At 49.1% G+C, this 23,127-nt stretch carries 43 protein-coding genes; 40 read left to right on the forward strand and 3 right to left on the reverse strand.

Annotated features, from left to right (window positions below):
- The first annotated feature begins 66 nt into the window (after positions 1-66).
- The 7 genes from JIG40_RS20065 to JIG40_RS20095 all read left to right on the forward strand — a co-directional run bounded on the left by JIG40_RS20065 (position 67) and on the right by JIG40_RS20095 (position 3,038).
- Positions 67-543: a pyrimidine dimer DNA glycosylase/endonuclease V gene (locus tag JIG40_RS20065; protein ID WP_199465952.1), complete on the forward strand. Its 477-nt coding sequence runs from the start codon at positions 67-69 to the stop codon at positions 541-543.
- Between the two features lie 87 nt (positions 544-630).
- Positions 631-1,101, forward strand: a complete 471-nt coding sequence (locus JIG40_RS20070; RefSeq protein ID WP_199465953.1) for an ASCH domain-containing protein — start codon at positions 631-633, stop codon at positions 1,099-1,101.
- Positions 1,102-1,141: 40 nt separating this feature from the next.
- Positions 1,142-1,678, forward strand: a complete 537-nt coding sequence (locus JIG40_RS20075) for an adenylate kinase (RefSeq protein WP_199465954.1) — start codon at positions 1,142-1,144, stop codon at positions 1,676-1,678.
- A gap of 76 nt (positions 1,679-1,754) precedes the next feature.
- Entirely contained in the window at positions 1,755-1,928 is a 174-nt protein-coding gene (locus JIG40_RS20080) for a hypothetical protein (protein ID WP_020328387.1), read from the forward strand.
- A 114-nt stretch (positions 1,929-2,042) separates the two neighbouring features.
- On the forward strand, positions 2,043-2,459 hold the full coding sequence (locus JIG40_RS20085; RefSeq protein ID WP_047462413.1) for a GNAT family N-acetyltransferase: 417 nt from the start codon (positions 2,043-2,045) through the stop codon (positions 2,457-2,459).
- A 5-nt stretch (positions 2,460-2,464) separates the two neighbouring features.
- On the forward strand, positions 2,465-2,662 hold the full coding sequence (locus JIG40_RS20090; RefSeq protein WP_199465955.1) for a DUF1289 domain-containing protein: 198 nt from the start codon (positions 2,465-2,467) through the stop codon (positions 2,660-2,662).
- A gap of 100 nt (positions 2,663-2,762) precedes the next feature.
- Positions 2,763-3,038 (forward strand): DUF4242 domain-containing protein, encoded by a 276-nt coding sequence (locus JIG40_RS20095; RefSeq protein WP_020328390.1) that lies wholly within the window; start codon positions 2,763-2,765, stop codon positions 3,036-3,038.
- Between the two features lie 198 nt (positions 3,039-3,236).
- Here the strand turns inward: JIG40_RS20095 and JIG40_RS20100 are convergent, their stop codons facing one another.
- Positions 3,237-3,419, reverse strand: coding sequence for a hypothetical protein (locus JIG40_RS20100; protein ID WP_020328392.1), 183 nt, complete (start codon positions 3,417-3,419; stop codon positions 3,237-3,239).
- Between the two features lie 216 nt (positions 3,420-3,635).
- Between JIG40_RS20100 and JIG40_RS20105 the strand changes: the two genes are divergently transcribed.
- Genes JIG40_RS20105 through JIG40_RS20130 form a run of 6 tightly spaced genes read left to right on the forward strand, consistent with a single transcriptional unit; the run spans position 3,636 to position 6,857 of the window.
- Complete coding sequence (locus JIG40_RS20105; protein ID WP_055452664.1) at positions 3,636-4,049, forward strand: GFA family protein; 414 nt, start codon at positions 3,636-3,638, stop codon at positions 4,047-4,049.
- Between the two features lie 3 nt (positions 4,050-4,052).
- The gene (locus JIG40_RS20110) at positions 4,053-4,649 is read left to right on the forward strand and encodes a GNAT family N-acetyltransferase (protein WP_199465956.1); all 597 of its coding nucleotides are present in this window, start codon (positions 4,053-4,055) and stop codon (positions 4,647-4,649) included.
- Positions 4,650-4,669: 20 nt separating this feature from the next.
- Positions 4,670-5,026, forward strand: coding sequence for a MerR family transcriptional regulator (locus tag JIG40_RS20115; protein ID WP_020328396.1), 357 nt, complete (start codon positions 4,670-4,672; stop codon positions 5,024-5,026).
- A 56-nt stretch (positions 5,027-5,082) separates the two neighbouring features.
- Positions 5,083-5,454: a carboxymuconolactone decarboxylase family protein gene (locus tag JIG40_RS20120; RefSeq protein WP_020328397.1), complete on the forward strand. Its 372-nt coding sequence runs from the start codon at positions 5,083-5,085 to the stop codon at positions 5,452-5,454.
- Positions 5,455-5,499: 45 nt separating this feature from the next.
- Positions 5,500-5,895, forward strand: coding sequence for a GFA family protein (locus tag JIG40_RS20125; protein ID WP_020328398.1), 396 nt, complete (start codon positions 5,500-5,502; stop codon positions 5,893-5,895).
- A 56-nt stretch (positions 5,896-5,951) separates the two neighbouring features.
- Positions 5,952-6,857: an EamA family transporter gene (locus JIG40_RS20130; protein ID WP_199465957.1), complete on the forward strand. Its 906-nt coding sequence runs from the start codon at positions 5,952-5,954 to the stop codon at positions 6,855-6,857.
- Between the two features lie 52 nt (positions 6,858-6,909).
- Here the strand turns inward: JIG40_RS20130 and JIG40_RS20135 are convergent, their stop codons facing one another.
- Entirely contained in the window at positions 6,910-7,383 is a 474-nt protein-coding gene (locus JIG40_RS20135) for a peroxiredoxin (RefSeq protein WP_020328400.1), read from the reverse strand.
- Positions 7,384-7,575: 192 nt separating this feature from the next.
- Here JIG40_RS20135 and JIG40_RS20140 point away from each other — a divergent pair, with 192 nt between their 5' ends.
- From JIG40_RS20140 to JIG40_RS20190, 11 genes are all read left to right on the forward strand, one after another.
- Positions 7,576-7,989: a GNAT family N-acetyltransferase gene (locus JIG40_RS20140; protein WP_199465958.1), complete on the forward strand. Its 414-nt coding sequence runs from the start codon at positions 7,576-7,578 to the stop codon at positions 7,987-7,989.
- A 12-nt stretch (positions 7,990-8,001) separates the two neighbouring features.
- Positions 8,002-8,616 (forward strand): class I SAM-dependent methyltransferase, encoded by a 615-nt coding sequence (locus JIG40_RS20145; RefSeq protein WP_199465959.1) that lies wholly within the window; start codon positions 8,002-8,004, stop codon positions 8,614-8,616.
- A gap of 158 nt (positions 8,617-8,774) precedes the next feature.
- Entirely contained in the window at positions 8,775-9,149 is a 375-nt protein-coding gene (locus JIG40_RS20150) for a hypothetical protein (RefSeq protein ID WP_020328403.1), read from the forward strand.
- A 108-nt stretch (positions 9,150-9,257) separates the two neighbouring features.
- Positions 9,258-9,728 (forward strand): GNAT family N-acetyltransferase, encoded by a 471-nt coding sequence (locus JIG40_RS20155; RefSeq protein WP_024374548.1) that lies wholly within the window; start codon positions 9,258-9,260, stop codon positions 9,726-9,728.
- Positions 9,729-9,810: 82 nt separating this feature from the next.
- Entirely contained in the window at positions 9,811-10,347 is a 537-nt protein-coding gene (locus JIG40_RS20160; RefSeq protein ID WP_024374549.1) for a DUF924 family protein, read from the forward strand.
- A 48-nt stretch (positions 10,348-10,395) separates the two neighbouring features.
- Entirely contained in the window at positions 10,396-10,845 is a 450-nt protein-coding gene (locus tag JIG40_RS20165) for a hypothetical protein (RefSeq protein ID WP_233975969.1), read from the forward strand.
- Between the two features lie 42 nt (positions 10,846-10,887).
- Positions 10,888-11,364, forward strand: coding sequence for an HAD family hydrolase (locus tag JIG40_RS20170; RefSeq protein ID WP_020328407.1), 477 nt, complete (start codon positions 10,888-10,890; stop codon positions 11,362-11,364).
- A 9-nt stretch (positions 11,365-11,373) separates the two neighbouring features.
- On the forward strand, positions 11,374-11,916 hold the full coding sequence (locus tag JIG40_RS20175) for an isochorismatase family protein (RefSeq protein WP_199465960.1): 543 nt from the start codon (positions 11,374-11,376) through the stop codon (positions 11,914-11,916).
- An 80-nt stretch (positions 11,917-11,996) separates the two neighbouring features.
- Positions 11,997-12,461, forward strand: a complete 465-nt coding sequence (locus tag JIG40_RS20180; protein WP_020328409.1) for a GNAT family N-acetyltransferase — start codon at positions 11,997-11,999, stop codon at positions 12,459-12,461.
- Positions 12,462-12,593: 132 nt separating this feature from the next.
- On the forward strand, positions 12,594-13,157 hold the full coding sequence (gene cyaB / locus JIG40_RS20185; RefSeq protein WP_055452673.1) for a class IV adenylate cyclase: 564 nt from the start codon (positions 12,594-12,596) through the stop codon (positions 13,155-13,157).
- 33 nt (positions 13,158-13,190) lie between these two features.
- The gene (locus JIG40_RS20190; RefSeq protein WP_199465961.1) at positions 13,191-13,922 is read left to right on the forward strand and encodes a glucose 1-dehydrogenase; all 732 of its coding nucleotides are present in this window, start codon (positions 13,191-13,193) and stop codon (positions 13,920-13,922) included.
- Here JIG40_RS20190 and JIG40_RS20195 read toward each other — a convergent pair.
- A complete protein-coding gene (locus JIG40_RS20195; protein ID WP_199465962.1) occupies positions 13,919-14,593 on the reverse strand; it encodes a tRNA (adenine(22)-N(1))-methyltransferase TrmK in 675 nt (224 codons plus the stop codon). The two genes, JIG40_RS20190 and JIG40_RS20195, sit on opposite strands and share 4 nt — an antisense overlap.
- 126 nt (positions 14,594-14,719) lie before the next feature.
- On the opposite strand from JIG40_RS20195, the gene JIG40_RS20200 reads away from it, so the two are divergent.
- From JIG40_RS20200 to JIG40_RS20275, 16 genes are all read left to right on the forward strand, one after another.
- Positions 14,720-15,199, forward strand: coding sequence for a GNAT family N-acetyltransferase (locus JIG40_RS20200; protein WP_075989561.1), 480 nt, complete (start codon positions 14,720-14,722; stop codon positions 15,197-15,199).
- A 29-nt stretch (positions 15,200-15,228) separates the two neighbouring features.
- Positions 15,229-15,633 carry a VOC family protein gene (locus tag JIG40_RS20205; protein WP_199465963.1) on the forward strand — a complete coding sequence of 135 codons (405 nt, stop codon included), beginning with the start codon at positions 15,229-15,231 and terminating at the stop codon, positions 15,631-15,633.
- A 36-nt stretch (positions 15,634-15,669) separates the two neighbouring features.
- Positions 15,670-16,323 (forward strand): HAD family phosphatase, encoded by a 654-nt coding sequence (locus JIG40_RS20210; RefSeq protein WP_199465964.1) that lies wholly within the window; start codon positions 15,670-15,672, stop codon positions 16,321-16,323.
- Positions 16,324-16,406: 83 nt separating this feature from the next.
- Positions 16,407-16,889 (forward strand): YbaK/EbsC family protein, encoded by a 483-nt coding sequence (locus tag JIG40_RS20215; RefSeq protein WP_020328417.1) that lies wholly within the window; start codon positions 16,407-16,409, stop codon positions 16,887-16,889.
- Between the two features lie 26 nt (positions 16,890-16,915).
- Positions 16,916-17,293: an STAS/SEC14 domain-containing protein gene (locus tag JIG40_RS20220; RefSeq protein ID WP_020328418.1), complete on the forward strand. Its 378-nt coding sequence runs from the start codon at positions 16,916-16,918 to the stop codon at positions 17,291-17,293.
- A 3-nt stretch (positions 17,294-17,296) separates the two neighbouring features.
- Positions 17,297-17,692 (forward strand): VOC family protein, encoded by a 396-nt coding sequence (locus tag JIG40_RS20225; protein WP_100267768.1) that lies wholly within the window; start codon positions 17,297-17,299, stop codon positions 17,690-17,692.
- A gap of 7 nt (positions 17,693-17,699) precedes the next feature.
- Entirely contained in the window at positions 17,700-18,056 is a 357-nt protein-coding gene (locus JIG40_RS20230) for a hypothetical protein (protein ID WP_199465965.1), read from the forward strand.
- Positions 18,044-18,472 (forward strand): MazG nucleotide pyrophosphohydrolase domain-containing protein, encoded by a 429-nt coding sequence (locus JIG40_RS20235; RefSeq protein WP_199465966.1) that lies wholly within the window; start codon positions 18,044-18,046, stop codon positions 18,470-18,472. Before JIG40_RS20230 ends, JIG40_RS20235 begins: the two co-directional genes overlap by 13 nt.
- Positions 18,473-18,508: 36 nt before the next feature.
- Positions 18,509-19,147, forward strand: coding sequence for an alanyl-tRNA editing protein (locus JIG40_RS20240; protein ID WP_199465967.1), 639 nt, complete (start codon positions 18,509-18,511; stop codon positions 19,145-19,147).
- Positions 19,148-19,322: 175 nt separating this feature from the next.
- Complete coding sequence (locus JIG40_RS20245; protein WP_020432717.1) at positions 19,323-19,673, forward strand: GlpM family protein; 351 nt, start codon at positions 19,323-19,325, stop codon at positions 19,671-19,673.
- 35 nt (positions 19,674-19,708) lie between these two features.
- Positions 19,709-20,110: an NUDIX domain-containing protein gene (locus tag JIG40_RS20250; RefSeq protein ID WP_199465968.1), complete on the forward strand. Its 402-nt coding sequence runs from the start codon at positions 19,709-19,711 to the stop codon at positions 20,108-20,110.
- A gap of 162 nt (positions 20,111-20,272) precedes the next feature.
- A complete protein-coding gene (locus JIG40_RS20255) occupies positions 20,273-20,902 on the forward strand; it encodes a LysE family translocator (RefSeq protein WP_199465969.1) in 630 nt (209 codons plus the stop codon).
- 16 nt (positions 20,903-20,918) lie between these two features.
- Positions 20,919-21,386: an OsmC family protein gene (locus JIG40_RS20260; RefSeq protein ID WP_158143237.1), complete on the forward strand. Its 468-nt coding sequence runs from the start codon at positions 20,919-20,921 to the stop codon at positions 21,384-21,386.
- 16 nt (positions 21,387-21,402) lie between these two features.
- Positions 21,403-21,846, forward strand: a complete 444-nt coding sequence (locus JIG40_RS20265) for a GNAT family N-acetyltransferase (protein ID WP_199465970.1) — start codon at positions 21,403-21,405, stop codon at positions 21,844-21,846.
- Positions 21,847-21,867: 21 nt separating this feature from the next.
- Positions 21,868-22,449 (forward strand): DJ-1/PfpI family protein, encoded by a 582-nt coding sequence (locus tag JIG40_RS20270; protein ID WP_199465971.1) that lies wholly within the window; start codon positions 21,868-21,870, stop codon positions 22,447-22,449.
- Positions 22,450-22,544: 95 nt separating this feature from the next.
- A complete protein-coding gene (locus tag JIG40_RS20275; RefSeq protein ID WP_020328431.1) occupies positions 22,545-23,093 on the forward strand; it encodes a cysteine hydrolase family protein in 549 nt (182 codons plus the stop codon).
- Positions 23,094-23,127 lie beyond the last annotated feature (34 nt).

Genomic DNA, 23,127 nt, shown 5'->3' on the forward strand with positions numbered 1-23,127 from the left:
TCGATCCTGCGCGCCACTTTTGCGTAAGAAGAAGGTTTATGGAAATCGCAGCGTGGGAGTTGGGGCGTGAATATTTTTATTCTGGATGACGATATTAAGTTATGTGCGCAATATCATTGCGATCAACACGTCGTCAAAATGATTCTGGAAAGCGTACAATTGCTATGTACAGCTTTGAATAAAAAGGGTTTTGAGACACCTTACAAGTCAACTCACTTGAAACATCCTTGTGTTTTGTGGGTTGAAGAATCTTACGATAATTTTCTCTGGTTGACCGAGCTTGTTCGTGAATTGAATACAGAATATAAGTTTCGTTACGATAAATCGGTAGACCACAAATCTATGGCAGTATTGGAGCTGATTCAGCAGCACACGTATCCATCGATTGGGCTGACCGAGTTTGCTCAAGCGATGCCGGATGAATACAAAATCCGTGGCGATGCGGTCAGTGCCTACCGACGTTTTTATCTCGCTGAGAAAATGGGTTTTGCCCGCTGGACAAAACGCGAGTTACCAGCGTGGTTGATGGCTCAAACGGTTTAATCTGCCTCTAGCGCGACCTAAGCGGCCAAGTTGGCCGTTTTTTATGCATGGAAAGGTAAACGCATTTAACACAATAAAGGAGCATTTATGACCCCCGATCAACAGGCATTGCTGGATGAATACTTAGCGACATTGTCGTCATCACAAAAAGAAGCCATTCCACAGATCTCGGCGGAATATTTCTGCGCGGATGAATACAACGCGAACGAGTGCGCTCGCCTAATAAATGACGATGTTAAACGCGCTTCATGCAGCCTGAAAGCGGGCTATGATGCCGACAGTGAACCATTGCCAGAAGTTGGACGCATAACGGTTGTTCTCAATTGGCAGCAGGAGCCCGTGTGTATTATTCGCCTCAACAAAGTCGAAGTGATGCCCTTCAATCAAATCAGTGCGGAATTCGCTGCGCTTGAAGGTGAGGGAGATGGTTCGTACGCGTGGTGGCGTGCAGCTCACATCGATTTCTTTACGCAGTACGCTCAGGAAGTTGGCGTGGCGTTCAACGAAGAGTCTGATATCGTTCTCGAGTACTTTGAGAAAGTGTTTCCACTTAAATAGTCTGAATCAAGGTTTTCATCGGTGATGGGAGAGATCCAGCATGAAACGAATTAATGTCGTTGGGACCAGTGGAAGCGGCAAATCGACGTTTGGCCGTCAACTTAGCCAGCAGATCTGCGCGCCTTACATCGAGATGGATGCCTTATTCTGGCAACCCAACTGGGAAGAAACACCGGATGCAGAATTCTTCGTTCGCGTTGAGCAGGCGTTAAATGGCGATGCATGGGTGCTGGATGGTAATTACAATCGCACTGTACCAGTCAAGTGGCAGAGGGTGGATACCGTCATCTGGCTGGATTACTCATTTACGCGCACCACTTGCCAGGCGATAAAGCGGGCCGTATCACGTAGCTTGTCTGGCCGTGAATTGTGGCCCGGGACAGGGAACCGGGAGTCGCTGCGTAAAAGTTTCTTCAGCCGTGATTCCATCGTGTGGTGGACGCTAAAGACTTACTACAAAAATCGTCAGCGTTATTTGACGATGATGCAAGACGCTGACTTTAGTCACATACGCTTTATTCATCTACGCGATCCCCGTCAAGCGGCGCAATTATTGAAAAGCTCTGACGTACGCTGAACATTCATCGGACTTTGGTTGGTTAAAGTTTTCAATATCAAATATCGATATAAAACTCACTAATGAGTAAGGTCCGATGAAAAACTATCTTTTGATTGCCGCAGTGTCGTTTACCTTGTTTGGCTGCCAGCTTACCCGTGTGGAAGGTCGTGTTGATGATGTTGACGTGAAAGTCAGATCAAGCGATTCACACGATGGTGATTATGGCCGTTTCTGTCCTCCGGGGCAGGCCAAAAAGGGCAACTGCTAACATGCCCGGTTAAACTGAAAAAGCCTGCGTTTATCGTCTGGCTTTTTTTCTATTCTGGTGGCATGGTGTAGGCATTATAACGAAACGTTAATGCTGGATTATCAGGAAGTTAATATGTCAGTGACCATCACCACCACACCAACGGAAGCCGAAATAGAGATCATCCGAAATGGCTTACGCGAACACAATTTTCCGCATTTAGGCGATGTGTACCGTACCGATATCGCCTGTTTCACGGAAGATGAACACGGTGTCAAAACGGGAGGGCTTTATGGTGAAATTTTTGGCCATTGGCTCATGGTTAAGTTTCTTTGGGTCGATAAAAACCGCAAAGGTCGTGGACTGGGCAGTGATCTGCTGCTGCAGGCTGAGGCGTTTGCCCGTGAGAAAGGATGCCAGGCTTGTCTGCTTGATACGTTCAGTTTTCAAGCCAAACCGTTTTATGAAAAACTGGGTTACGAAGTGCAGATGATCCTGCACGATCATCCGGTGTCCACTGAACGCTATTATCTGACCAAATCGCTGGTTTAATCGCTATGGCAAGCACTGAATCCGAATCGGCTGTTCCGTCCCCCTGTATCCGTAACTGCTGCCTGGACGACAACGATGTCTGTCTGGGCTGTTTTCGTACGCTAGAAGAAATTCTTGCCTGGACACGATCAAGCGAGCCTGAAAAGGCGGATATTCTATTGCGCTGTGCTGCCAGAAAACGAGCCAAATTCAACCGCCGTTGAAATATGCCACTATGCGCTCAAGCCTTGCAGTGACTGGTCTGTCAACTTATGAACGCGAGATCGCTGGTCTATACTTACCGGGTACAAACAGGAGGTAAGTATGCCTAAATATGTTATTGAACGGGATCTTGCGGGGGCGGGTAGCCTGACGCAGGACGATCTCAGAGCGATTTCACAGAAATCATGTAACGTGTTGGAAGTTTTAGGCCCGAAAATTCAGTGGGTTGAGAGCTACGTGACGCCGGATAAAGTGTATTGTGTGTACATTGCGCCTGATGAAGCGCTGATTCGCAAGCATGCGGAGATGGGAGAGTTCCCGGTCAGTGCAATCTACCCGGTGAATGCGGTGATTGACCCTACCAGTGCGGAAGCCTGAAAAACAGCGACTCATGTAGTGTAATGAGTCGCTGCTATTGAATCATCCATGAAAACCTTACTCCTGTTGGTGTGTTCCGGTTTAGCGCCGATACCATGGATTCCCTGAGAGAGCACCAAGCTCGTTGAGCGTAGAACTGTGTACTCTGTTAATCGTTATTTACAATCATTCCCCAAAGACAACAAACCCACTTCATCATTATGAGTTGATGACGAGATTGTTGTTCTCATCCGTGTACAGGCACGCCTGATTACGTTGGATAAGCTGAACGGCATACGAAGGTGACACAGCGTGCAGCTGGCCTTTAATATGAAGTGCTGGTGATTCCCAGGCTTCATCTTTGTACATGCCGGTTTGAGTATACTGAATCATTACTTTCATGGAACTTCCTCACATAATTATCATTATTTGCTTTTTTAAAATATGGCGAGAAATTGAGTTGTGCATCTGTTAAAAATGAAACATTATTTTTACCAATTAGCCGTCGCTCATTTATCCGGAGTGGGTGATGATGACGTGCTACTCACTTTCTTTGGTGCTTGGGCGGCATGCCCGATGACCGATACCGCGCTTTACTCTTACCGATAGGAAATATGTATGGACTACCCATTAGAAGCGTCATGTCAGTGTGGCCAAGTGAGCTACAAACTTCACGCCGCGCCGAAAAAAGTGATTGCCTGCCATTGTCAGGAGTGCCAGAAGCTTTCGACGGCACCGTTTAGTGTGACTGCTATGATTCCCGCCGATGCGATTGAATTCAGCGGCGAAATGATCAAATGGGGACGCATTGCCGCCAGCGGTAATTTGAATGACGGTTATTCCTGCAGCACCTGCGGCAACCGTATTTACCAGTTCAACCCTGCGCAACCAGAGATTATCAAGCTCAAACTTAAACCTGTAGGCCTAAAAGACGACACGCTGTTTGAACCTTCAGCGCACGTCTGGGTAAGTGAAAAACTGAGTTGGGTGGTGTTACCGGAAGGTGTGCCAACGTTTGACAAACAAGCTTGAGTCATGCCTCCTGAGCCCCAGTTAACATACGAGGCGGGCCGAATAGCCTGCCTCGAAACGGAACGCCTTATTCTTCGTCAATGGCGTGACAGTGATTTCCCTGCCTTCGCTAAGATCAACGCTGATGTCCTGGTAATGAAACATTTCCCTGCCGTTTTGAGTCAGGCTGAGAGTGATGCTCTGGCGAAACGAATTCAATCTTTGATTGCCGAAAACGGTTGGGGATTCTGGGCAGTCGAGTATAAAGAAACGGGCGATTTTCTCGGCTTTGTCGGTTTGCATCGGCAAGCAGAAACCAGTGCTCTGCCATTTGCGCCTTGTGTCGAAATTGGCTGGCGTCTGGCATCACCTTGCTGGGGGAAGGGCATCGCAACCGAAGCCGCGAGGGCTGCACTCCACTTTGCCTTTGCTGTGCTTGACCTGAGGCAAGTGTTGGCGTTCACTGCTTTAACTAATCAGCCATCGCAACGAGTGATGAGCAAATTGGGTATGCAAAACTGTCACGCAGATTTCCTTCATCCCGCCTTACCCGAAGGCCATCCGCTACAGTGCCATTGCCTTTACCACATTACCCGCGAACAGTGGCACACGGCCAGTTAGATCGATTCAGCGAGGTTTCAATGAATATCAAAGCATTTTCCGAACTCACCGGGTTGAGTACCTATACACTGCGCTATTACGAAAAAATAGGCCTGCTGAAAAATGTCCAGCGGACACCGAGCGGACGCCGTGTTTACACCAGTAAAGAAGTCGACTGGGTACGGTTTATTGTCCGTTTAAAAGAGACCGGAATGCCACTGGGTGACATTTTGCAGTATGCAGAGCTACGAGCTTGTGGCACAGTAAGTCATTCGGAACGTCAGCAACTGCTTGAAGAACATCGAAAACAACTCAAAGCCCATCTGGACACTCAACTGAGCCATCTCCAAGCGCTGGACAGAAAAATCGAATGGTATAAAGCGCAGGAAATCCATTGACTTAGAGTGCACTCTAACTTGTAAGGTTCTTTTGTTCATTTAACAGGAGAATCGAAATGACACACTCTCGTTTTACGGCCGGCCTGGCCAAACTCAATGAAATCGATGGTGACGCGGGTCAGAAAGTGATGGAAAGCCTGCAGGATATCTGTCCTGATTTGGCGCGCTTTACGGTGGAATACCCGTTTGGCGACATCTACAGCCGGGAAGGGCTGGATCTTAAGTCGCGTGAAATTGCCACCGTCGCGGCGCTGACTGCTTTGGGCAATTGCACACCACAGTTAAAAGTGCATCTTAACGCCGCACTCAATGTCGGTTGCACTGAAGATGAACTTAAGGAAGTGATACTGCAAATGTCGGTTTATGCCGGGTTTCCCGCAGCATTGAACGGAATGTTTGCCTTTAAAGAGGTGCTGGCGGAACGGTAACCCGTGTCATGCGAGCAGCACAGCCATCATTCAAAGGAAGGAAATATGATCAAACAAGTCGGCCCAACGGTTATTCGGGAAAAACATCGTGCAACCTGCCATTGCGGCGCTGTCGAGTTGGAACTCAGCTTGCCTGATGGCATTGTGGATCCACGCCGTTGCGATTGTTCTATTTGTCGCCGTAAAGGGGCCATTGTGGCATCGGTGACACTGGATGCGATACGCATTGTGAAAGGGCAGGAAGCGCTGCGTCTCTATCAGTTCAATACTCAAACCGCGAAGCACTATTTTTGTTCGGTTTGTGGTATTTACACGCATCATCAGCGTCGCTCCAATCCCCATCAGTATGGTTACAACGTTGGTTGTCTGGAAGGGGTTAATCCTTTTGATTTGGGTGACGTTGTCACGAATGATGGTGTCAATCATCCTGCCGATCGTTAAAGTATTTGTCAGCAAAACAGTAATCGCCATCGTCAGTGGCAAAGGAACAGACAGAAATGGATATTCGAAGTGTATTGGGATCATTGCTGGTGGTGTTGATTTGGGGACTGAATTTCTCGGTCATCAAATTTGGCCTTGAAGAATTACCGCCCATCATGTTTTCAGGATTGCGATTCTTGATTGTCGCGATTCCGGCCGTGTTTTTTATTCCCTTCCCGAAAACGTCGATATGGAATGTCATTGGTGTAGGGATGTTCCTCGGCGTGTTGAAATTCAGCTTCCTGTTTGTCGCGATGAAAAGTGATGCCTCAGCGGGTATCTCATCGCTGTTGCTTCAAGCGCAGGTGATTTTCACTGTGCTTCTCAGTGTGCTGTTACTTAAAGAAAAGATCACCAAAGCACAGTTTTTCGGGATTGCGATCGCGGCGATCGGTTTTAGCCTGTTTTTCTTTACCGCTAACGGCAACGTAACACTGACTGGCGTGACACTGATTTTATGCGCGGCCTTGTTCTGGTCGATTTCCAACCTGATCATGAAACGGATTAAAAACGTCAATCTGCTGCATTTCATGGTTTGGGCGAGTTTGGTTCCGCCACTACCGCTGTTTGCTATCTCGTATCTGGTCGAAACTCGTGACCCGCTGGCAGTACTGGCTGCGACCAGTGTGCAGGCCTGGTGGTCAGTGATTTACGTTGGTTACATTTCTACTTTGGTGGCGTTCGCCATCTGGGGTTGGCTGTTGAATCATTACCCGTCCGCATCGGTGACACCTTTTGCGCTGTTGATCCCGGTGGTGGGGATGGTAAGTTCCAGCTTGTTGCTGGATGAAACCATGAGTCACTTGGAAGTGATGGGAGCGGTTCTGATTTTATGCGGATTATCGGTATCGGTACTCGGCGGCATGGTGATAAAAATGCTTGCCCGGCGTGCTCCGCAGGCTGCGCTCAGTAAGTCGGAATAACACAAACAAAAAAACGGAAGGCCAAGCCTTCCGTTTTTCTTATCGGTAATGATTATAGCGCTTCTAGAATCGCTTCAACTTTGCTCACTTCAAACGATTTTGGCGCTTCTACGTTCAGAGTCGTCACAACGCCGTCTTCAATGATCATCGCGTAACGTTGTGAGCGTACGCCGCCAAAGCCAGCGGTGTCCATTTCCAGGCCCAGTGCTTTCGTGAAACTTGCGTCGCCGTCTGCCAGCATCATCAGTTCAGATGCGTTTTGCGCTTCGCCCCAAGCTTTCATGACGAATGCATCGTTTACCGCAACACAGGCGATGATGTCGACGCCTTTTTCTTTCAGTTTGTCTGCTTGAACGACGTAACCTGGCAGGTGTGCTTCTGAACAGGTTGGCGTGAAGGCACCTGGTACAGCAAACAGTACCACTTTTTTGCCGGCAAACAGTTCTTTAACGTTGTGGTTAACCATACCGTCTTTCGTTAGCTGGCTCAGTGTACCTTCTGGCAGGTGTTGTCCTTGTTCGATCATGATGATTCCTTAATTTGGATAGGAGTGAATGGGATAAGACTCTATCCACAGTCTAGTCCCAAATGGGCGATCTAAAAACAGAGAAACCTTGGGGATATTGAGATATTTCTGCTTTCGCAGGTTGTACGCTGCTTAAAGCAGCGTTATGTTGGTAACCGTCTGACATTAAACAGTTATCACAGGGAGTGACGCATGCAGGTGGAATACTTTTCCGAACGTCAAATCAGCGTTGATCAATTCATCACGCTGTTGAATGAAACATCGTTGGGCCCTCGCCGGCCAACGGAAGATCGCGAGTGTATTGAAGGTATGCTGAACCACTGTAATTTACTCGTGACCGCCTGGATGGGTGACAGGTTGGTGGGCGTTGCTCGTTCGGTAACAGATTTCTGTTATTGCTGCTATCTGTCTGATCTGGCCGTTTCTGAACAGGTTCAGGCTCTGGGTATTGGCAAAGGGCTCATTCGACACACTTTCGCTGCGCTTAAACCTGGTTGCCGAGTCATTCTGCTGGCTGCGCCGCAAGCGGTGGATTATTACCCGAAGATTGGCTTCACCCAACATGGCAGCGCGTGGACGATGCTGTCGGCCGAGGAACTCAAATAATCCGGAGGAGCCATGAAAACGGACTATGATGCCATTGCCGAGGATTGGAATCGGCTTCGCACGCATTTACCTGCACCTGACCTTGCGCTGTTTGAACTGTTTCGCTGTTACATCCCGCCCCAAGGCCGAGTATTAGACCTGGGTTGTGGCCATGGTATTCCCATTGCGGCAATGATGACTGAGCGCGGCTTTACCCTGACGGGCGTTGATCGCTCTGAGCGGCTGTTAAGCCTTGCTCAAAGAGCTATGCCACAACAGGAATGGATTCAGAGTGAACTCGAATCGTTTGAGCCCGTAGGTCATTATCACGGCGTCATTATCTGGGACAGTATGTTCCACCTGCCACGCCATGAACATCTGACCTTGCTGGGTAAAGTCTTTGAAGCCTTGGAACCCGAAGGTGTGGTGATTTTGTCGAGCGGTGGTAGCGATGCGGATCTGCCGCCTTTTACCGATATCATGTTAGGGCATGAATTCTTCTATGATGCTTTCCCGGTTCCGGTGTTGCTGCGCCATTGCCGGGAAATGGGTTTTCGGATTCTGCGCCATGAACTGGTCAACGAACCGGATGGCGGCAGAGACAAAGGAAGATTGGGTGTTGTGTTGCAAAAATTGGCAACTCGCTGATTTTTAAATATGCACATCACTGCTTAAAGCGTATGCAGTTTGGTAATCTGACGGTGTAAGGTCTAGTGTTATCGAGGTGGGTGCGAACCGAAAAACAAAATCATCGTCGTCATGCGAGCTTCGCACCTGAGTCTTTTGTCTCGGTGGGGAGATCGAGCATGGATAAGAAATTCGTTACAAGCAGTTTGGGTTACGCGATTTTGGGGATGCTGTTGGGTATTTACATGGCTGCTTCGCACAATCACGGTCAGTTAGTCACTCATGCTCACATTATGCTGGCAGGGTTTGTGGTGTCGTTCATTTATGGTTTATGCCACAAGTTGTGGCTAACCAACGGCGACACTTCGCTGGCAAAAGTGCAGTTTTGGATCCATCAAGTAGGCGTCTTGATCATGGTTGTCGGTTTGTTCCTGCTTTACGGCCAGTTTATTGCCATGGAAGTGTTGGACCCGATTCTGGCACTTTCTTCCATTCTGGTGCTGGTGGGAATGGTTCTGATGAAAGTCCTGTTTATTCGTTCAAAATCAGCCTGATGTGGCTTTCTCCCCGGTCACTTGCGTGAACCGTGAGCCACCGGGGTTATTTTAACTTTCTGTTTACGTTAGAGTATTCATTGTGATTCATAGTGAAAGGACTCTAACGTGCTGACTCTTCAACCGATGCAACCGCAACATCTCACTCAGGTTGCAGAACTTCATGTGGCCGATGAACAAGTGAAGTTTGTCGGTACGATTGACGAAATTCTGGTCAATATCGATGACAAAATTCATCCGCACCTGATGTTGGCGGATGGCCAAGTGGTGGGCTTTTTTCTCATCGATACCCTCTATAGTCAACAATACGATTTTGCTGGTAGCCATCATCTCGGTTTGCGAGCTTTCTTTGTCTCTCAACAAGCGCAGGGGAATGGATATGGTAAACAGGCGGCCCGGTTACTGAAAGAGTATTTGCAGCGCCTTTATCCTCAGTTTCATCGCATCTATCTCACGGTGAATTGTAAAAACCCCGGTGCGCGCCACTGCTATCTTGGCGGCGGATTCGAAGACACTGGTGAGTTGTATCTCGGTGGTGCAGCAGGGCCGCAACACATTATGCAGCTTGACCTGTCGTGACAACGGCAGGTCACTCTCTCTTTCTTCAGTAGCAATAAGTTGTCAGCGTATATACTTTTAATTCAACCTTGAGGAGCGTGGCATGTATCAAAGTGTTCTGACTTTCTGGTTCAACGAGCTGACCCCTGAGATGTGGTGGAAAAAGGATGTTTCGCTCGACGATCAAATTCGTGACCGTTTTACACCGCTGCATGAGCAAGCGGTAAAAGGCGAGCTGTTTCATTGGCGACAATGCCCGCAAGGCGCGTTGGCTGAAGTCATCGTGCTCGATCAGTTCTCGCGCAATATTTTTCGCGATACGCCCAAAGCGTTTGCACAGGATCCGCAGGCGCTGACGCTTGCGCAGTTTGCGATTGAAAAGGGCTTTCACAAGCAACTGACTAAAAGTGAGCAGGTGTTCCTTTACCTGCCATTCATGCACAGCGAATCGCGTTTGATTCATGCCGCCGCCATGGATCTCTACAGTGAGCTTGGCGAGCAAGTGAACCTTGACTTTGAAATGCAACATAAAGCGATCATTGAACGCTTTGGTCGCTATCCGCATCGCAATGCGATTTTAGGCCGGCAATCGACCGCAGAGGAGCTGGAATTTCTCAAGCTGCCAAACTCTGCGTTCTAGTCAACCAGTTCACAACGACAAGTTTCTTAAACAAGTAAGGTAAGGATGATGAAAAAGTCAGTAACGCTAGGTTTGATTATGTTGATGAGCATGAATGCGCTGCCTGCATTTGCTCAGGAGAGCAATTCGGTGGGTAAGCTACAAAGCTGTTTGACCGATTCAATGAATGGGCGTGAGCGTAAAGAATTGGCGAAATGGGTGTTCTTCGCCATGGCATCTCATTATGAGATCAAATCCTACGCTAATGTCACTGCGGGCGATAAAGATCAGTCGAGCCAGTATATGGGCAAACTGGTGACCCGTTTGCTGGCACAAGATTGCTATGAACAGACTAAGCTTGCCTACAGCGAATATGGTCCTGCAGCGATTCAACAGGCATTCAGTGTGGTTGGTGAGGTCGCATTCTCTGAACTGATGGGCGATCAGAACGTACAAAGCTACATGGGTGCGTTCGAGAAATATCTCGATCAGGAAAAACTGCACACGCTGAGTGAGTAAAAACATGAGCGTGATGAATGCTCGAGTGAGGAGAGTGGAATCATGACGTCTATTTACTTGTTCGACTGGGGAGATACCCTCATGGTCGATAATCCATCTCAGACGGGAAAAATGTGTGACTGGCCAAGTGTCGAAGCTACTCCTCAAGCGCTGGAAGCGCTGCGAATGCTCAGCCTGCATGCCGAAATTTACATTGCTACCAATGCGGATGATTCAAGTGAAGAAGACATTCAACGAGCGTTTGCGCGTGTCGGGCTGGATGAATTCATTCAGGGCTATTTTTGCAAACAGACGCTTGGCATTGCCAAAGGTACGCCAGAATTTTTTGAACGGATTTTGGACCGCTTGGATGCCATTGCAGCTGACGTCACCATGGTGGGTGATACCCTAGATAAAGATGTATTCCCCGCACTCGATGCTGGCATGCAGGCCATCTGGTATAACCCTTCTCATCAGATGGCGGACAAGCCGTACTCTGGTGCGATGATCCATTCGTTGGCAGAACTGATAGAAGAGTAGGAACTCGCTATGCTCGGTAAACACAATACTGGCCTTATCGTGGTCGACATTCAGGGCCGATTAGCGCAAATCGTTCAACACAGTGATGCTCTGATTCACAACGTGAAAGCGCTGATACAGGGCGCACAGATTCTGGAATTGCCAATCATCTGGCTGGAGCAAAATCCGCACAAGCTCGGAGAAACGCATCCGGAATTGTGTGAACTGTTGTCGCGTAGTTCACAACCCATTGAAAAATTTCACTTTGGTGCAGGAAAAGAAACGGCTTTTGTGGACGCGATTAACCGCACCGGGGTCACAAACTGGCTGGTGTGTGGTATCGAAGCGCATATTTGTGTTTACCAGACCGTTTGCGGATTGCTCGCAGATGGCTTGCACGTTGAAGTGGTGCAAGACTGCGTCTCCTCACGTGCTGAAGCCAACTTAGCGCTGGGGCTGCACAAAATGGCCCAACTCGGCGCGCACCTTACTTCGGTGGAAATGTGTCTTTATGAGCTGGTGGAAGATTGTCGCACTGCTGAGTTTAAACCTATATTGCAGCTGATTAAGTAAACTGAGATTCGCATTGACGTCACGTGGATTGCCATGAAGAATGTGACCTTTGTATCGTAAAAGCAAGGACACATCAGGCAATGGAGATTGCAGTCGATAATTTACAAGGTTCAGGCGTTGTTCGTCTGTTGGAAGAACATCTGGCGGACATGTACGCCACATCACCACCAGAAAGTGTACACGCTCTGGATGTCGAAGCGCTTAAACACCCTTCAATCACGTTTTGGGCGGCGAAAGATGACGGTGAAGTGCTAGGCTGTGTTGCGCTGAAAGAGTTGGACGCGCAACATGGGGAAATCAAATCGATGCGAACCTCATCGACGGCCCGTAATCGCGGTGTGGCATCGCAGCTTTTATCACATTTGATCAACGAAGCTAAGGTGCGTGGTTATCAAAAATTGAGCCTGGAAACCGGATCTGAAACGTTTTTTATTCCGGCGCGTACGCTGTATGAGAAAAACGGTTTTCGCTATTGCGAGCCTTTTGCCAATTACCAAGCAGACCCAAACAGCAAATTCATGACGCGTGATCTGGTCGATAAATAAGAGTGGGAAGGCTGCAACTACTGCAGCCTTTTTGTTAAGGTGCCTTATGGCTAGGAAGCGCGTTTTCTGAACTATCCCGTTGTACACACTGAGTAGCGTTTGATCGCCTTGGTGTGATAGGAGCCTTCATTCATGAGTCAATCTCATTTTTCGGGTCGTTATGAAGTGGAGCTGAAATATCGCATCGCTTCTAAAGCCCAGTTTCTTAAACAGTTAAGCCAGATCCCGCATGACATTATGCTGGAAGACAATTACGAGCGTGATGACTATTTCGATACGCCGCAACGTACTTTGCGTGAGCAGAGTAAAGCGCTGTGCATTCGTGACATGCAGCCATCTGGTAACCGCTTGTGGATTGTAAAAGGGCCGGGCGATGACCGCTGTCAGGCAACCAATATTACTGATGTCGAAGCCGCGAAAAGCATGCTCGTCACCTTGGGTTATGAATGTGTGTTAACGATGCAAAAGACTCGCAGTATCTATTTTGTCGGCGATTTTCACATTACGGTCGATGTCCTGCCGGGAATCGGAGAATTTGCCGAGTTCGCCATTATGACGGATGACGACAGCGCGCTTGAACAATACCGTGCGCAGCTCCTCGAACTGGCTGCGACGTTTGGATTAACGGAGCAGCAGCGCGAGCATCATTCCTACCGTACGCTGTTTGAGCTCCATCATAATACCAAGGCATCCTAATTCAGTTGGAAGGATGCCGTATCAGGGAAGAGTATGAATAAAGTTGTGATTGTGACTGGCGGAAGTCGGGGTATTGGAGCGGCAACGTCTAAGTTGCTCGCAAAACAAGGGTATGCGGTGTGTGTCAACTACCGTGCGAATCAGGCCAGTGCCGATCAAGTGGTGGGTGCCATTGCCGACATGGGTGGTCGCGCGTTTGCCATGCAGGCCGACGTAGCCAATGAGCAGGAGGTCGAAGCGCTTTTCGCTGCTACTCAGCAACGTTTTGGCGTGGTGACGCATCTGGTCAATAATGCGGGCATATTGGATAAGCAGAGCCGATTGGCAGACATGAGCCTCGAACGGTTTAACCATGTGATGAACACGAATGTGACCAGCTGCTTTTTATGTTGCCGGGAAGCACTTAAACAGATGCCTTCTGGTGGCGCGATTGTGAACGTCTCTTCTGCGGCTTCACGCAGCGGCGCACCATTCGAATATGTTGACTATGCTGCATCCAAAGGCGCGATGGACTCATTGACCAAAGGGTTGTCGCTGGAAGTGGCCGAACAGGGCATCCGCGTGAATGCTGTCCGTCCGGGCTTTATCTATACGGAGATGCATGCCGACGGCGGCGAACCGGGACGCGTGGACCGACTGGCACCTAACATTCCATTGAAACGGGGCGGGACTCCGGAAGAAGTCGCGAATGCTATCGCGTGGTTGCTGTCAGAGGAAGCCTCGTATGTGACCGGCTCGTTTATTGATCTTGCCGGTGGGCGTTAATCGTCAAATCTGATTGCCTGATAGGCCGTCAGAATGGGCGCGACTTTGTCGGGCGTACTCTGTTGCATGCGGGCATAGTGTGCCAGCAACTTGGCATGATAGCGTTTGGCTAGCTCGCGCTGCTGCCAGATCTGCTCTCCGACTTTGCTCAAGGTACGATGTTGATGTGTTTGAGAACGGGTCACTACGTGCAGCACTTCGTAATAACGGCTGTTCTCTTCCAGCAAGGTTTCGCTGATGCACTGCGCGCCTAATTCCTGTAACAGGGAGCGCAAGGTGTAAGTATGATGGACCGGACACAGCAGAAACTCGATCGTCGTATTCGGATGAGCATGAATAATCGCTTTAACCAACTCTGACATTAAATCTCCGCCAACGCCGGCGATGATCACCAGATGCTTTCCCTCATATTGAGCAAGAGGCAAAGTGCCGACATCCTGGCAATGTATCTGCCAGTCAAACCCGGCTTGACACGGAAAATAGCGCTCCAGACGCTGGTGCAGTAAATCCATCAAGTCCAGCACAATATCGACGAAATGCACTTGCGTGGCCGCCTGACGTTTTAGCAACGTCATGCCCAAAAATCCATGGTCACAACAGCAGTCCCAGATGTGGTCATAGTGTTGTGTGACGAGGCTATCAAGGTTTTGCAGGCGTTTACTCAGTTTCATTCATTTACAGCAAAGTCGTTAAAGAGGCGCTATTGTAGAGACTAAGCGCAGCTTGGCGAAGCATTTTCAGCAAAAAGGCCATTCTCTAGTACGGATACATGGCTGAAGAAAAGGACGATTTATCACATGAACATTCTCCCGATCACTTCGCATCAAGCTCACTTGCTGGTGCCTATTTTTTCAGAGCTCGAACGTTACTATTTTGGTCACGATGCGGCGAGCGAATGCGATATTCTTGATTATCTGCAACACGGTCTGTTCGCTGATCATTCCGGAGTCCGCTTGGTTGCGGCCAGTGTAAATGATCAGATAGTTGGTTTTGCCACGTACACCATTATGTATCCCGCGCCGCGTTTGTCCGGGCAGATGTATATGAAAGATTTGTTTGTATCGCAGCAGGCGCGAGGGCTCGGTGTGGGCGAGCAGTTGATGAAATACCTTGCCAGAGAAGCGCTGGATAAACAGTGTTTGCGCCTCGACTGGACCGCGGAAACCACCAACCCGGGTGCGGCGGCGTTTTATCAGAAAATTCATGCCACCCAAGTGGCGGAAAAACAGTATTTTCGCTTTGAAGGGGATGCGCTCAAGGCGTTTGCCAAGGCATAAACACGCGGGGTGAGTTAAGGAGAATAACCATGATCAAGATACACGGGCTGGACCACATAGTGCTGCGCACTACCAAACTGGATCAGATGCTGCATTTTTATCAAACCATACTGGGCTGTCAGCTTGAACGGGAATTTCCGCAGGGGCTCACACAGCTTCGTGCGGGCAATGCGCTGATCGATATCGTGACCGTAGATAGCGAGCTCGGGCAACTGGGCGGTAAAGCGCCTGAGCAGGACGGACGCAATGTCGATCATTTTTGCTTGCAGATTACGCCAGTCGATGAAGGGGAACTGGCGACCTTTCTCGATGGTCATAATATTGCGCATTCGGATTTCGCCAAGCGTTATGGCGCGCAAGGTTTTGGGCGCTCAGTATACCTTGATGATCCCGAAGGCAATGTCGTGGAGCTGAAGCCCTACGTAGACAATTAAACAAAAACCATTCTGCCAACGTCAAAGGAGTTCCCATTGAAGGATTATCAGGCTTATCTGTTCGATATGGATGGCACATTAGTGAATTCAGAACCGTTGAAAGGTCAGGCGCTAGCACTGGCTTGCCAGGAGTACGGACAGACTGTCGACCACAATATTTACAAGCAGGTAATGGGAGAAAACTGGCCAACGGTGACCGGACACTTTTTTCGCCATGCCGGTATTTCTCCCGATTTAGCCGAATTCAACCGTCATTTTCGAACTCACTACGAGCGCCTGCTTAATGAAACGTTAACCCTGACTCCGGGCGCGAAGAACTACATAGCCGAACTGAAACGACAGCATAAACGCTGTGCAGTGGTCAGTTCTGCGGCGACATGGATGGTGGAACGTATCCTGTCGTCGCTGGATTTAACCGAAGCGTTTGATCTGGTCATTACTCAGGAGCATGTCACCCAACACAAGCCGCATCCCGAAGCTTACCTGCTGGCATTAAAAAGGCTCAATGTTGCAGCAAAAGACGCGCTGGTATTCGAAGATTCTACAGCAGGCATTGAGGCTGGCTGCGCAAGCGGCTGCGACGTGATTGCAATTCAACACGAGTTTAACCGCCACAACGATCTGAGTCGTGCGCTCATGTCTATCCGCGATTTTGCTGCGTTGTTACCACAACCCGTGGAGCAGAGATAAGCCGAGCGCTGGTCAAACGGGTTGCGGCCACATAGGTGGCGCGTTATGTTTGTAGTCAAATCATCAACAAGGAAGTCAACGTCATGAGCCAGGATCTCAAAGCCTCATCGCAACGCGTTCAGGATTTTCTCTCCCGCCATGGGCAGCAATTTGTGGTCAGGCAAATGCCTGCCTCAACCCGTACGGCGGCGGAAGCAGCAGAAGCGGTCGGTTGCACGATTGGTCAAATCGCAAAGTCGCTGATCTTCAAAAATAAAGCGACAGGTGAACCCGTACTGATCGTTGCGTCTGGTGCGAACATGGTGTGTACACGCAAAGTGGAGCAAGCCACGGGCATTAAGTTGAGCAAAGCGGACGCTGATTTTGTGCGTGAGAAAGTCGGCTATGCGATCGGTGGCGTTCCGCCAGTTGCCCATCATGCGCAAGTGACCACCATACTTGACCCGGCGCTCAAACTTTATGACGCCATTTGGGCGGCGGCTGGCACGCCGAACTCCTTGTTTGAACTACACTCAAGCGAACTGGAACAGTTAACTCAGGGCACCTGGGTTGAACTGGCAAAGTAATCCAATACACAGTGTAAGGAAGCGTTATGAGTTTTCAACGACACGGCATTTCCATCGGGTTAGATAGGGTAGATGAACAGTTTTTTGTGGTCATCAAGGCCGTAGGAACCCTGACTCATCAAGACTATGAAATTATGACACCCATGCTTGATGCGGCGCTGGTAAAAGTCAATGAGCCGAAAGTCAAAGTGCTGTTTGATGCCACTGAGCTGGAAGGCTGGGAGCTGCGCGCCGCGTGGGACGATTTTAAGCTGGGCCTCAAACACGGCTCGGACTTCGATAAGATCGCGCTGTATGGTAAGCCCGGTTGGCAAGAGTTAGCGGCCAAGATTGGCAGTTGGTTCATCTCCGGTGAAATCCGATTTTTTGATGATTATGCCCAAGCGTTGGAATGGCTGGAATAATATATGCAGATCAGCCATTTAGATCATTGGGTGCTGACGGTCGCGGACATTGAGGCGACCGTCGCATTCTACAGCGAGATTCTGGGTATGACGCCGGTCACTTTTGGTGAAGGACGTCGCGCACTCAGTTTTGGTAATCAGAAAATTAATCTCCATCTGTTGGGGGCGGAATTTGAACCCAAAGCTCGCACAGTTCAGGCCGGAAGCGCAGACCTGTGCTTTATCACTCACACGCCGCTTGATATGGTTATTGTCACCCTGCAAGAGCATGGTATTGAGATTGAAGAAGGTCCGGTCACCCGCACTGGTGCTGTCGGGCCTATTCGCTCGGTGTATGTGCGCGATCCGGATGGAAACCTGATTGAGCTGTCTAATTATCCGTTTGTCACTAGTGAGTAAAAGTGTTTTGAAATTTCAACCTCGTCTGTGGTGTTTAGTTCTGGCTTTCATGGCGATGCCAGTGCTGAGTGCCACGTTAGAAACGCCGCATTATGTGGTGGAAGTGACTTCGCAGTGTGAAGAAGGCAATGTCTCCTGTGACAATGTCACGTATGTAGGCCACGCCAAAGAAAGCGGAAAGCTAATCGCGCTTAAAGGCGAAACGCTGCACTTGATGTGTAAGGATGGTAAAACACCTTGTCGCTTTCTGGGGTATCACTTCTTCAACGGTAATACCGAATACCAAGTACTGGAAAATGGCATCTTGCGCGTCGTGCAGGATTCAAACGTTATTCTCGAAGAGAGAGGTCAATGGAAACACTAACTCAGGCGCTGGGCTCAAACGTAGAAGCGTTGCTGGCGATTGCGCAGCGCAAAAGCGATATCGACCAATCCAGTGATTGGTTTCAGGGCGCTCAGACCTATCTGCATGAAATTCAATCCGAGCTGCAGGAAGTTGAAGAAGAGATCCCTCACGAGCGACGCTGCTATCTGGAAGAAGAACTCGGAGATGTTCTTTGGGATTACCTCAATTTGCTGCTGGCGCTGGAAAAAGAGAGTGAGATCAAACTGGAAAGTGTGATTGCCCGTGCATGCAAAAAATATGAGCAGCGCATCAGCGCGATTGAACAGGGCATCGGTTGGGACGAAGTCAAAGCACAGCAGAAAGTGGCGTTGCAGACAGAGCAGCAGGCGTGGAATGCATATAAAGCCCGCGTGTTAGACGAACAAAACAGTTAAGCGTCAGCACTGCATATTATGAGAGAGACACAAGGAATGTGTAAAAAGCAATTTTGGGCTAATCCCTATCAAACCGAACATTTAACCAGAGTTAGCTGGGTCGAAGGCTCACAGGTTGAACTGGAAGAAACCATTTTCTATGCAGAATCTGGTGGTCAGGAAAGCGACAGCGGTACCATTGCTGGCATTGCGGTGACAAAGGCTGAAAAACAAGGGCGAACCATTCGTTATACCCTGGAGCAAGATGCCGCGTTTGGTGTGGGCGAAGAGGTGTGGGTTCAAATCGACTGGCCGCGTCGTTATCAACTGATGAAGTTACATTTCGCCGCTGAAGTGGTGTTGGAATTGTTCTACCAGAAATTTTCAGAAGTTGAGAAAATCGGCGCGCACATCTCACAGGATAAGAGTCGCATCGATTTCTATTGGCCAGAGAGCATCGCGCCTTTGCTGCCAGAACTTACCGAGCAAGCGAACAAGATCATCGCGCAAGATTCACCGATCATCAGTGCGTTTTCCGATGAAACCGAAGAGCGCCGTTACTGGCAAGTTGAGGGGTTTGCTAAAGTACCGTGTGGCGGTACCCATCTGAAAAGGACGGGCGAAGTCGGCGCCATTCGTCTCAAGCGGAAGAATATTGGCGGAGGTAAAGAGCGAGTGGAAATTTACCTTGCATAGCCTTTGAATTCTCACAGAGTGATAATTTGGTTTTCACATCCGGTTGCATAACCCTATATTGACCCCTTGTACATGCGATACGCGTTTTCTGTGTCACCGTGTTGTCGGGCTTGCCCCGCTGGCATGATAGAAAACAACGCGTATGGGATGAAAGATCAGTTGTAAGGGATTATCCATGGTCGCTCTGTTTTTCAAATGCTTACTTGGCGCGTTTGCGGTTTTGCTGATTGCGCTGCTGTCTAAAAGTAAAAGCTTTTTCATTTCCGGTTTAGTGCCACTGTTTCCTACTTTTGCGTTGATTGCGCATTATATTGTCGGCAGCGAACGGACGATGGAGGAGCTGCGCGTCACGGCACTGTTTGGCCTTTATTCGCTGATTCCATATGCTGCCTATCTGCTCTCCGTGTACTATTTCAGTTACAAATATAATCTGGTGTGGACGCTGAGTTTGGCGACACTGGTTTGGGTGGCATTCGCCGCTGTGCTCTTGTTGAGCTGGAGTCGTTTTCATCCGAGTATGGCGTAAAGTCAGCACAGGCATCATCGAAGAAGGAAGTCAAAATGGAAGTGTTTGAATGTGTGTCGTTTTTGCTGGTTAAGAATGATCAGATGCTGCTGGAAAAGCGCTCTGCCGCGAAAACGCATGATCCAAACATCGTCGCGATTCCGGGCGGGCATATTGAACTGGGGGAAAACCAGACCGATGCGCTGCTTCGTGAGCTTGATGAAGAGTTGGCCGTTTCCCCACAAAAATCGGTATACCTCTGTTCTCTGTATCACCCGACCGGAGAGTTACAGCTTCTGCATTATTACGTGATTCCGCAATGGAGCGGCGATATCGCCTGTCATGAGGCGGATGAAGTCTTCTGGGCGAATATTGATCCAAATGCGGTGGAAACTGACGCCGACAAGCTGGCGGTTATGGAATATCAGCGCTTGTATGCCAGTGGCGTGCTTGGCTAAGCCTAGTGCACGGCATAGCATAAAAATTGGTTAACATTTCATCGTTTTATGCGTATGGTTGAATTTCTGCGCGGTCAGGATAAACCGCATAAGATGGCATCGTCAGTTGCACTGGCATGATGCAGCAACCCTAATTTATTAACTCAGGAAAAGGAGTTTCCTATGTCGATTGAAACCTGGATGGTTTACGCCCTGGCTGTGCTGATTTTAACTGCATCACCTGGGCCGAGTTCTCTGTTGTGCATGACTAAAGGTGTGGTCTCTGGCTGGCGTCGCGCGTTCGCGACCGCGTTAGGCAGCCTGACGGCCATTACGGGAATCATGACCCTGTCGTTTACTGGTCTTGGCGTCCTTATCGCTTCATCAGAAATCATCTTTAATGTGGTGAAATGGCTGGGCGCGGCTTATCTGGCATACCTTGGTTTAAAAGCACTGACCTCAACACAAGATCACTATGAAATGGCCAATGGCGAGAGCAGTCAGGTTGCGGGCTATCGTTCCCATTACGTGAGTGGTTTTATCGTCGGAGCCAGTAACCCCAAAGCCATTCTGTTTTTCACAGCCTTGTTCCCTCAATTTATTGACCCGCAAGCAGAGCTGTTTACCCAGTATGCCATTTTTGCCTCGACTTTCATGATCATGGAGCTGTCGTGGTTGTGCTTTTATGCCTATCTGGGCGCGAAATCTTCCACCTGGATTCTGGCCAAAGGACGCGCCAAGCTGTTTAACCGTCTGACTGGCGGCGTGTTTGTAGGCGCTGGCGCGTGGCTATCTACCGTATCGAGAACTTAAGCAACAGGAGAAATGCATGTCGCAGTATGGCGCAACCGTCAAGTGGCAACGTCAGCCGGACGAAGTGTTCAGTGATAATCAGTACAGTCGTGGTCACGAATGGCAATTTGATGGTGGCATCACCGTCCCGGCTTCGGCATCTCCTCACATTGTGCCGCTACCACTCTCAGTGGAAGCCAACGTCGATCCGGAAGAAGCGATGGTTGCGGCATTGTCGAGTTGTCATATGCTGGTGTTTTTGTCGATTGCAGCCAAGAAACGTTATGTGATCGAATCCTACGAAGATAATGCAGTCGGAACACTTGAACCGAATGAACAGGGTAAAGTGGCATTGACCAAAGTGGTGTTAAAACCAAAAGTGGTCTTCTCTGGCGACAAGCAACCTAATCTTGAAATGCTGGAAAAAATGCATCATCAGTCGCATGAAAACTGCTTTATTGCGAATTCCGTCAAAACTGAAGTCACGACGCAAATCGTGCTGTAACTGCAAGGAAGTAAGGATGCAGGTTGTACAAGCAACATCTTCGGATTTAAGCGCGGTGGCGGAACTGTTTGATGCTTACCGCCAGTTCTACAATCAACCCGCCAACCTCAGCGCCGCGCGCGATTTTATCGCGCAGCGGTTAGATGCGCGGGACTCGGTGATTTTCGTGGTGCAACACGACAGCAAGCTGCTCGGATTTGCCCAGTTGTATCCATCCTTTTCATCGGTGGCGATGAAAAGGATGTGGTATCTGAACGATCTGTTTGTTTCCTCTGCGGCGCGTCGTCAGGGTGTTGCTGGACTATTGCTCACACATATTAGTCACTATGCCAAAGAGACGCAGGCGCTCACAGTAAAACTGGCGACTGCGGTCGATAATGAACAGGCGAAAGCGCTGTATGAATCCCACGGCTATGTGAAGGTGACAGCATTCGACCACTACACACAACGTGTCGAATAGATAACAAATAAGGGTTCAGGGATGAATATCGCGATTTATATTTATGATGACGCTGAAGTGCTCGATTTTTCCGGGCCGTTTGAGGTGCTCAGTACAGCAAAACGTTTGGCAGGCAATGATTGGAATGTCTTTTTCGTGGCGCAACATGACACCTTGGTCAAGGCGCGCGGTGGGTATTTGGTGAATCCCCATTATTGCTTCCAGAATCATCCACCGATTGATGTTTTGATTGTGGTTGGTGGTGTACACACCGCAGAACTGGAAAAGACTGAAGTTCTCGATTGGATTCGCGGCGCTGCAAGAGAGGCCAAAGAAGTGGCTTCTGTGTGCACCGGAGCCTTTTTGCTCGCGCAGGCTGGTGTTTTAACTGACCAGCCAGTGACCACGCACTGGGAAGACATCGCCGATTTGAGATCGATGTTTCCGGCGCTTGATGTGCAGGAAAAGGTGCGTTGGGTTCGCAGCGGCAATATCACGACGTCGGCCGGGATTTCTGCCGGCATTGATATGAGTTTGTATCTGGTGTCAGTACTTGACTCAATGTCTTTGGCAGAACGTACCACAAGACAAATGGAATATGATTGGAATAAAACTCAACAATGAAGGATCGCCGAAGGTGAATTATGCTTGTTGAGAGAAGGTTAAGGTCATTTGAAAGTATATTCAGATGATTGCACAAAGATTCAGAGAGATGTGGTATGAAAAATAAAGCGTTACTGATTATCGATGTTCAGGAATCCCTTTTCGAACCTGTCCCCAAGCCTTACGCGGCTAAAGATGTGATTCGCAATATCAATACCCTGAGCAAATGGGCCCGAGAGCAAGGCTATCCCGTTATCTTTATTCAGCATGAAGAGCCGGAATACCCTGAACTCAAGTATGAGAGTGAAGGCTGGCAACTGCAGCACGATTTGAATACCGAAGAAGGTGATCTGTTCGTTCGCAAAACCACGCCGGATTCGTTCCATCACACGGATCTGCGTTCGTTGTTGGAAGAGCAGGATATCGATGAGCTGATCATTTGCGGGTATGCCTCGGATTTCTGCGTTGATACTACCACTCGTCGTGCGGCAGCATTGGGGTACGCCATCAAACTGGCAACCGATGCCCATACTACGCACGATAAACCGCATGCTTCAGCGGAACTGATTCGTCATCACCACTCTTTTGTGTTGTCACATATCTCCAGTTTTCGAGTCCCGATTAAAGCCATGACCACCACCGAAATCTGCCAATGTGCGGATTAGGTGACTCTTTCCGGTTGCGAAACTGAGAACTACA

Source organism: Vibrio sp. bablab_jr001 (assembly GCF_016464285.1).
In the GTDB taxonomy this organism is placed as follows: Bacteria; Pseudomonadota; Gammaproteobacteria; order Enterobacterales; family Vibrionaceae; genus Vibrio; species Vibrio fluvialis.

Bases quoted from the DNA above. Each gene is read 5' to 3' on its own strand.
- JIG40_RS20070 (WP_199465953.1), top strand. From the start codon at position 631: ATGACCCCCGATCAACAGGCATTGCTGGATGAATACTTAGCGACATTG.
- JIG40_RS20075 (WP_199465954.1), top strand. From the start codon at position 1,142: ATGAAACGAATTAATGTCGTTGGGACCAGTGGAAGCGGCAAATCGACG.
- JIG40_RS20080 (WP_020328387.1), top strand. From the start codon at position 1,755: ATGAAAAACTATCTTTTGATTGCCGCAGTGTCGTTTACCTTGTTTGGC.
- JIG40_RS20085 (WP_047462413.1), top strand. From the start codon at position 2,043: ATGTCAGTGACCATCACCACCACACCAACGGAAGCCGAAATAGAGATC.
- JIG40_RS20090 (WP_199465955.1), top strand. From the start codon at position 2,465: ATGGCAAGCACTGAATCCGAATCGGCTGTTCCGTCCCCCTGTATCCGT.
- JIG40_RS20095 (WP_020328390.1), top strand. From the start codon at position 2,763: ATGCCTAAATATGTTATTGAACGGGATCTTGCGGGGGCGGGTAGCCTG.
- JIG40_RS20100 (WP_020328392.1), bottom strand. From the start codon at position 3,419: ATGAAAGTAATGATTCAGTATACTCAAACCGGCATGTACAAAGATGAA.
- JIG40_RS20105 (WP_055452664.1), top strand. From the start codon at position 3,636: ATGGACTACCCATTAGAAGCGTCATGTCAGTGTGGCCAAGTGAGCTAC.
- JIG40_RS20110 (WP_199465956.1), top strand. From the start codon at position 4,053: ATGCCTCCTGAGCCCCAGTTAACATACGAGGCGGGCCGAATAGCCTGC.
- JIG40_RS20115 (WP_020328396.1), top strand. From the start codon at position 4,670: ATGAATATCAAAGCATTTTCCGAACTCACCGGGTTGAGTACCTATACA.
- JIG40_RS20120 (WP_020328397.1), top strand. From the start codon at position 5,083: ATGACACACTCTCGTTTTACGGCCGGCCTGGCCAAACTCAATGAAATC.
- JIG40_RS20125 (WP_020328398.1), top strand. From the start codon at position 5,500: ATGATCAAACAAGTCGGCCCAACGGTTATTCGGGAAAAACATCGTGCA.
- JIG40_RS20130 (WP_199465957.1), top strand. From the start codon at position 5,952: ATGGATATTCGAAGTGTATTGGGATCATTGCTGGTGGTGTTGATTTGG.
- JIG40_RS20135 (WP_020328400.1), bottom strand. From the start codon at position 7,383: ATGATCGAACAAGGACAACACCTGCCAGAAGGTACACTGAGCCAGCTA.
- JIG40_RS20140 (WP_199465958.1), top strand. From the start codon at position 7,576: ATGCAGGTGGAATACTTTTCCGAACGTCAAATCAGCGTTGATCAATTC.
- JIG40_RS20145 (WP_199465959.1), top strand. From the start codon at position 8,002: ATGAAAACGGACTATGATGCCATTGCCGAGGATTGGAATCGGCTTCGC.
- JIG40_RS20150 (WP_020328403.1), top strand. From the start codon at position 8,775: ATGGATAAGAAATTCGTTACAAGCAGTTTGGGTTACGCGATTTTGGGG.
- JIG40_RS20160 (WP_024374549.1), top strand. From the start codon at position 9,811: ATGTATCAAAGTGTTCTGACTTTCTGGTTCAACGAGCTGACCCCTGAG.
- JIG40_RS20165 (WP_233975969.1), top strand. From the start codon at position 10,396: ATGAAAAAGTCAGTAACGCTAGGTTTGATTATGTTGATGAGCATGAAT.
- JIG40_RS20170 (WP_020328407.1), top strand. From the start codon at position 10,888: ATGACGTCTATTTACTTGTTCGACTGGGGAGATACCCTCATGGTCGAT.
- JIG40_RS20175 (WP_199465960.1), top strand. From the start codon at position 11,374: ATGCTCGGTAAACACAATACTGGCCTTATCGTGGTCGACATTCAGGGC.
- JIG40_RS20180 (WP_020328409.1), top strand. From the start codon at position 11,997: ATGGAGATTGCAGTCGATAATTTACAAGGTTCAGGCGTTGTTCGTCTG.
- cyaB (WP_055452673.1), top strand. From the start codon at position 12,594: ATGAGTCAATCTCATTTTTCGGGTCGTTATGAAGTGGAGCTGAAATAT.
- JIG40_RS20190 (WP_199465961.1), top strand. From the start codon at position 13,191: ATGAATAAAGTTGTGATTGTGACTGGCGGAAGTCGGGGTATTGGAGCG.
- JIG40_RS20195 (WP_199465962.1), bottom strand. From the start codon at position 14,593: ATGAAACTGAGTAAACGCCTGCAAAACCTTGATAGCCTCGTCACACAA.
- JIG40_RS20200 (WP_075989561.1), top strand. From the start codon at position 14,720: ATGAACATTCTCCCGATCACTTCGCATCAAGCTCACTTGCTGGTGCCT.
- JIG40_RS20205 (WP_199465963.1), top strand. From the start codon at position 15,229: ATGATCAAGATACACGGGCTGGACCACATAGTGCTGCGCACTACCAAA.
- JIG40_RS20215 (WP_020328417.1), top strand. From the start codon at position 16,407: ATGAGCCAGGATCTCAAAGCCTCATCGCAACGCGTTCAGGATTTTCTC.
- JIG40_RS20220 (WP_020328418.1), top strand. From the start codon at position 16,916: ATGAGTTTTCAACGACACGGCATTTCCATCGGGTTAGATAGGGTAGAT.
- JIG40_RS20225 (WP_100267768.1), top strand. From the start codon at position 17,297: ATGCAGATCAGCCATTTAGATCATTGGGTGCTGACGGTCGCGGACATT.
- JIG40_RS20235 (WP_199465966.1), top strand. From the start codon at position 18,044: ATGGAAACACTAACTCAGGCGCTGGGCTCAAACGTAGAAGCGTTGCTG.
- JIG40_RS20240 (WP_199465967.1), top strand. From the start codon at position 18,509: ATGTGTAAAAAGCAATTTTGGGCTAATCCCTATCAAACCGAACATTTA.
- JIG40_RS20245 (WP_020432717.1), top strand. From the start codon at position 19,323: ATGGTCGCTCTGTTTTTCAAATGCTTACTTGGCGCGTTTGCGGTTTTG.
- JIG40_RS20250 (WP_199465968.1), top strand. From the start codon at position 19,709: ATGGAAGTGTTTGAATGTGTGTCGTTTTTGCTGGTTAAGAATGATCAG.
- JIG40_RS20255 (WP_199465969.1), top strand. From the start codon at position 20,273: ATGTCGATTGAAACCTGGATGGTTTACGCCCTGGCTGTGCTGATTTTA.
- JIG40_RS20260 (WP_158143237.1), top strand. From the start codon at position 20,919: ATGTCGCAGTATGGCGCAACCGTCAAGTGGCAACGTCAGCCGGACGAA.
- JIG40_RS20265 (WP_199465970.1), top strand. From the start codon at position 21,403: ATGCAGGTTGTACAAGCAACATCTTCGGATTTAAGCGCGGTGGCGGAA.
- JIG40_RS20270 (WP_199465971.1), top strand. From the start codon at position 21,868: ATGAATATCGCGATTTATATTTATGATGACGCTGAAGTGCTCGATTTT.
- JIG40_RS20275 (WP_020328431.1), top strand. From the start codon at position 22,545: ATGAAAAATAAAGCGTTACTGATTATCGATGTTCAGGAATCCCTTTTC.